The organism is Effusibacillus lacus (genome assembly GCF_002335525.1).
Taxonomy (GTDB): domain Bacteria; phylum Bacillota; class Bacilli; order Tumebacillales; family Effusibacillaceae; genus Effusibacillus; species Effusibacillus lacus.
Window position 1 is genome coordinate 62,827 of record NZ_BDUF01000076.1, and the last position, 5,017, is coordinate 67,843.

General features: G+C 52.0%; 5 protein-coding genes. All 5 read right to left on the minus strand.

The genetic code is table 11. The features are described 5' to 3' along the window. Positions 1-161: 161 nt before the first annotated feature. Complete coding sequence (locus EFBL_RS14140) at positions 162-2,342, minus strand: penicillin-binding transpeptidase domain-containing protein (protein ID WP_096182739.1); 2,181 nt, start codon at positions 2,340-2,342, stop codon at positions 162-164. Positions 2,343-2,349: 7 nt separating this feature from the next. Further along, entirely contained in the window at positions 2,350-2,718 is a 369-nt protein-coding gene (locus tag EFBL_RS14145) for a septum formation initiator family protein (RefSeq protein ID WP_096182740.1), read from the minus strand. Positions 2,719-2,740: 22 nt separating this feature from the next. Beyond that, a complete protein-coding gene (gene rsmH / locus EFBL_RS14150) occupies positions 2,741-3,688 on the minus strand; it encodes a 16S rRNA (cytosine(1402)-N(4))-methyltransferase RsmH (protein ID WP_231705812.1) in 948 nt (315 codons plus the stop codon). A gap of 89 nt (positions 3,689-3,777) precedes the next feature. Then, complete coding sequence (mraZ, locus tag EFBL_RS14155; protein ID WP_096182741.1) at positions 3,778-4,209, minus strand: division/cell wall cluster transcriptional repressor MraZ; 432 nt, start codon at positions 4,207-4,209, stop codon at positions 3,778-3,780. A 307-nt stretch (positions 4,210-4,516) separates the two neighbouring features. Continuing rightward, the coding region (locus EFBL_RS20630) for a ketopantoate reductase family protein (RefSeq protein ID WP_275539559.1) at positions 4,517-5,017 on the minus strand (501 nt) is incomplete at its 5' end.

Consider the following 5,017-nt stretch of genomic DNA (forward strand, 5'->3'; position numbering starts at 1 on the left):
AGATTAACAGCTTGCACAGTCTCTCCTCCTGTCGCCGCTGATATCATTACCAACCATATGCTTGTCATCCGTGGACTAGAATCATAATGGGAAAGCGTGCAACAAAAAGAACGTCCCCCCGCAGCCCCATGAGGGAGGGAGGACGTATTGCCGGCCGTTTTTCAATTGGCACCCAAGGTCAGTCTGATTTTGGTTCCGGATGGAACAATGGAACCGCCTTTCGGTTCCTGGCTGACCACAAATCCCGAACCAGAGGCATCTGCCACCAGCTCGAGCATCGACAGGATCTCGATCGCTTCCCGCATGCTCTCCCCGGTGAGATCGGGAACCTGGACATTGCCATTGGCATCTTTAAAGTTATCTGCAATCACGATGGTTGAACTGCCCGCCAAAACTTTCGCCCCGGGTTTGGGCCATTGAGCGGCAATCTTGTCCCCGCGGCCAACAATCTGGAATTTCAGCGAGTTGGCAAGAGCCGTTTTCTCCGCCTGACCGCGAGTCATCCCGACCAGATTGGGTGCACTCACATATTTGACAGGGGCAGCACTCTGTTCAGGTTTTGCCGGATTGGCCACCTGTGCTTTCAGACCGATATAAGGAAGCACATTGGCAAAGACTTCCTTGGCAAAAGGTGTGGCCACAATATTCCCGAACTGCAAGTCGTTTTTTGGGGAATCGACGGTTACATAGACCAGAACCTTGGGCTGGTCGGCAGGTGCAAACCCGATAAAGGAGCATACGAACCGATCGGTTTCATAACCGCCCGTATCCTTTGGAATCTGAGCCGTTCCGGTTTTGCCCGCAATCCGGTACCCTTCAATGTAGCCCGCCTTTGATTCGTCGCTCTTCACGACACCTTCCATTATTTCCCGCATGGCCGCCATCACTTCCGGATTTGCTACCTGGCTTATGACATGCGGCTTCTGTTCCTGAAGAGTCGCTTCTGTCTTGGGATCCCGGATTTCTTTCATTACGAAAGGCCTCATAACCTGACCGCCGTTGGCAACCGCCGACACTGCGGCAATCTGCTGCATCGGCGTTACCGCAATCCCCTGGCCGAATGAAGTTACCGCCAGGTTCAGATCCGTTTTTTGCTTGGAGTCGAACAGAATCGAGTTCCCCTCGCCAGGCAGGTCCACACCGGTCTTCTGGTTAAACCCGAATTTGTAAATGTAATCATACAGGGTTTCCCAGCCAAGCCGTTGCCCCAGAAGCACCATCCCCACGTTGCTGGATTGTTCCACACCCTGTCTGAATGTCAGGGTTCTGGCACCTTTGTACCAGTTCCAGTCCCGGATGAAATAGGGGGATCCCTTCACCTTGATCTGTCCGGATGTGAATGTTTCGTCAAGGCTGACCTTCTTTTCAGCCAAAGCGGCTGTCATGGTAACGATCTTGAAAGTGGAACCCGGTTCAAAGGTTGTGTTGACCGCCCGGTTATTGTAAAGGGCTTTCGGATCCGCTTCCCAAAATTTGTTGGGGTTAAAGGTCGGCCTGTTGGCCATTGCCAGGATTTCTCCCGTGTTGGGGTCCACCACTGTAATGGAAGCGTTCTCCGGTTTGAATTTTTCGATCAGATGGTCAAGTGCGTCTTCCGCATATTGCTGAACAGTCTCATCAATCGTCAGCCAAACATCCTTGCCGTCGACAGCAGGTTTGATCTGTTGCTGCTCATAGGGAAGAGGGTTCCCCCGGCTGTCCTTCATAAACTTTCGAAGCCCGTCCTCCCCGCGAAGGACATGATCGTATTGCAGTTCAATCCCGGCCCCGCCTTTGCCGTCTTTTGTAACGAAACCCAGCAGGTGGGCTGCCATGGTGTTGTTGGGATAGTGACGGGTCGTAGTCTTGGTCAGATGGATTCCCTTTAATCCAAGCTTCTGGATCTTCTCGGCTGTATCCGAGTCAACGGTTTGCTTAATGCGTACCCCGATCCTGTCAGGCGTGGTCAAGGTTTCGTAGATCTTCTCTTCGGGCACCTTCAGCAAAGGAGCCAGTTGCTGCGCATAGATTCTTGGATCCCCTTGCCTGAGATCAACTTCGGCAGCAGGCTTTTTCTTCGCCTTTTCAACTTCCGCAGCCTTGGCCGCTTTCATTTCGCTCAAATCCGCTTCCACATCGTAAGCGACTGTAGTGTATGCGAGTTTCTTTCCGTTTCGGTCATAGATGGTTCCGCGAACGGCTTCCACTTTCTCCTGTCCGCGCCAAAAAACGGCTGCATCCTTGGCCCATGCCTCGCTGTGAAACACCTGAATGTACAACAGCCTGACAATCAGGATTGTCAGGCCCAGCATCAGAAAGAACTGCATCCACCGGGAACGGACCTTCAATTGGTGTTCAGTCACGAACGCATCACTCCTTGGGTGCTACCGCAAGTGCACCCGGGTTGGTTGACACCATACCCATTTCCCTGGCTTTGGAGATAATGCGGGCGGGGGAGGACAATTCGTTGACACGGTCATTCAGTTTGGCGTTTTTCTCCATTTGCGCCTCAATCTGAATCTTCAAACGCTCCACTTCAATGTTCGTCCGGGCTATTTCCGAAAATTGTCCGATAATTCCCGAAAGAACGGCGGTGCAGAGCAAAATGGTGCCGATCCATTTCAAACGTTCGCTGCTGGCTTTGTGTCCGGATACAGGTCGTGTGGTATGACGAGAGAAATCCGATTGTTTGACCCATGTGGTTTCCGTCCTGTTGTGTAAAGATCTTGCTGCCAACATGAAATTGTCTCCTCTCCTACTCTTAATCTGCTAAAATGCGTTCTGCAATTCTCAGCTTGGCGGATCGGGCCCGCGGGTTCATTTCAAGTTCGTCTTCAGACGGAACGATCGGTTTCCGGGTAATGATCTTTAGCTTCGGTTGGTTTCCACACTGGCAAATCGGCAGTTCAGGCGGACATTTGCAACCTTTGGCGTAGTCTTGAAACACATTTTTGGCGATCCGGTCCTCCAGGGAATGGAAGGTAATGACGGAGATTCTGCCACCCGCTTTCAGACAATCCACCGCATCCTGCAATGCGGTTTCAAATACGTTCAGTTCGTCGTTTACCGCGATCCGAAATGCCTGGAATGTCCGTTTGGCCGGATGGGGTCCTTCACGCCTTGCACCTGCCGGAATGGCCGCCTTGATAATGTCGACCAAGTCTCCTGTAGTTTCAATCGGGCCGCTCTTGCGGGCTTTCACGATAAACTCCGCAATCCGCTTGCCCCAGCGCTCCTCGCCATATTGAAAGATAACGTCCGCTATCTCTTTTTCGCCCCAGGTGTTTACAAGATCGAAAGCACTGAAAGGCTGCGTTCTGTCCATCCGCATATCGAGCGGCGCATCCTTCATATAGCTGAAGCCTCGTTCTTCTTCATCAAGCTGCGGCGAACTGACGCCGAGATCGAACAGGATCCCGTTCACGCCATCCGGTTCATACTGCTGCACAATTTGTTTCAGATGCCGGAAGTTGGAATGCACGATTTGATATCGTCCCGTGTATTCGGCCAAAACGTTTCGGGCGTTCTCGACAGCCCTCAGATCCTGATCGATGGCGATCAGTTTCCCGTCTGGAGCCGTTCTCTGCAAAATCCGTTTGCTGTGCCCCGCTCCGCCCAGCGTGCAGTCTACATAGACGCCGCCTGGTTGTGGGGCAAGCCCTTCCACCGCTTCCTCAGCAAACACGGACACATGATGAAATTCTTTCAATCCAAACCCCCCCATTAGTGGCAACTCGGCGGTATACCGCATAGTTGTCCACTTATGCCAGGATGGTGCAAAGCGACCGACAACCAGGGTTAAAAAGTAAGGTCGGTAAGTTTTTCGGCAATGGCAGCAAACGAATCTGCCGCATCATTGCTGTAGGATTCCCAAGCTTCTTTCGCCCAGATCTCCACCCGATTGGATACGCCTATGACCACGCAGTCTCGCACCAGTTTGGCATAATCCCGGAGCGGAATCGGGATCAGAATTCTCCCCTGTTTGTCCAATTCGCATTCACCTGCTCCGGAGAAGAAAAAGCGGACAAATGCGCGTGCATCAGCACTTGTTAATGGAAGACTTTTCAATTTTGCTTCTAGAATCTCCCACTCCTTGCGGGGGTATACGAACAGGCAGTTATCAAGGCCACGGGTAATGACAAAACCGGCCCCCAACTCCTCCCGAAATTTCGAGGGTATGATCAGGCGGCCCTTTTCGTCGATGTTATGCTGATATTCACCCATGAACACCCTGCATCACCACCATGAGGGAATGTCCACCACTTCCCTCCACTTTACACCACTTTCTGTTTTACTGATTCGTCCTGTAAGAGGAAATTCCTGCTATCCACAGGAAAATATTTTAAAAAAACATTGATTTACCGGGCTGAAAATAGGATATAAGACCTATTGATCCACAGGTTATCCACAGCTCAAATGGGTCTTGAGCACCACCTTCCCGAGTGGGGGATAGTGGAGGAAGAAAAAAAGCCGATACACCTGAAAGGGTGCATCGACTTTTCACTTAAAGATTCAATTTCATTAACTGTAATGCACTTCACACCCCCGCTATCCGCTTCACCCTCTGCACCAGCTCAAGGTTAACGGGCGTTGCGATCGACAGTTCTTCCCCCCAACGGACGATGGCTCCATTCAAAGCATCGATTTCCGTTTGGCGATGGTTCTCCACATCCTGCAGCATGGAAGACCGATTGGCCGAAGTAGCCCGGCATACTTCAAGCATGCGTTCCACCCCGGCATCCACTTCTTCCGGTGACAAACTGCCAAGTGCTGTCGCAACAAGCCCTGCTTCCCTTACTGCTGCGACAGCTGTTTCCCGCAGGTCGGCATTTGCCAATATGTCCCCGTTGGCCACCCGGTTAATGGCGGTAACCGCATTGATCCCAATATTGATCAGCGCTTTTTTCCAAACTTCTTTCTTCATGTCGGTTCCGATCCGCACATTCCAACCCGCACGTGAAAAAATGTCCGACAGCGCACCGGTCAAAGGGTGGTCCCCCCGATACCCGCCCAGCACCAGTTCTCCCGCTCCCCTGGC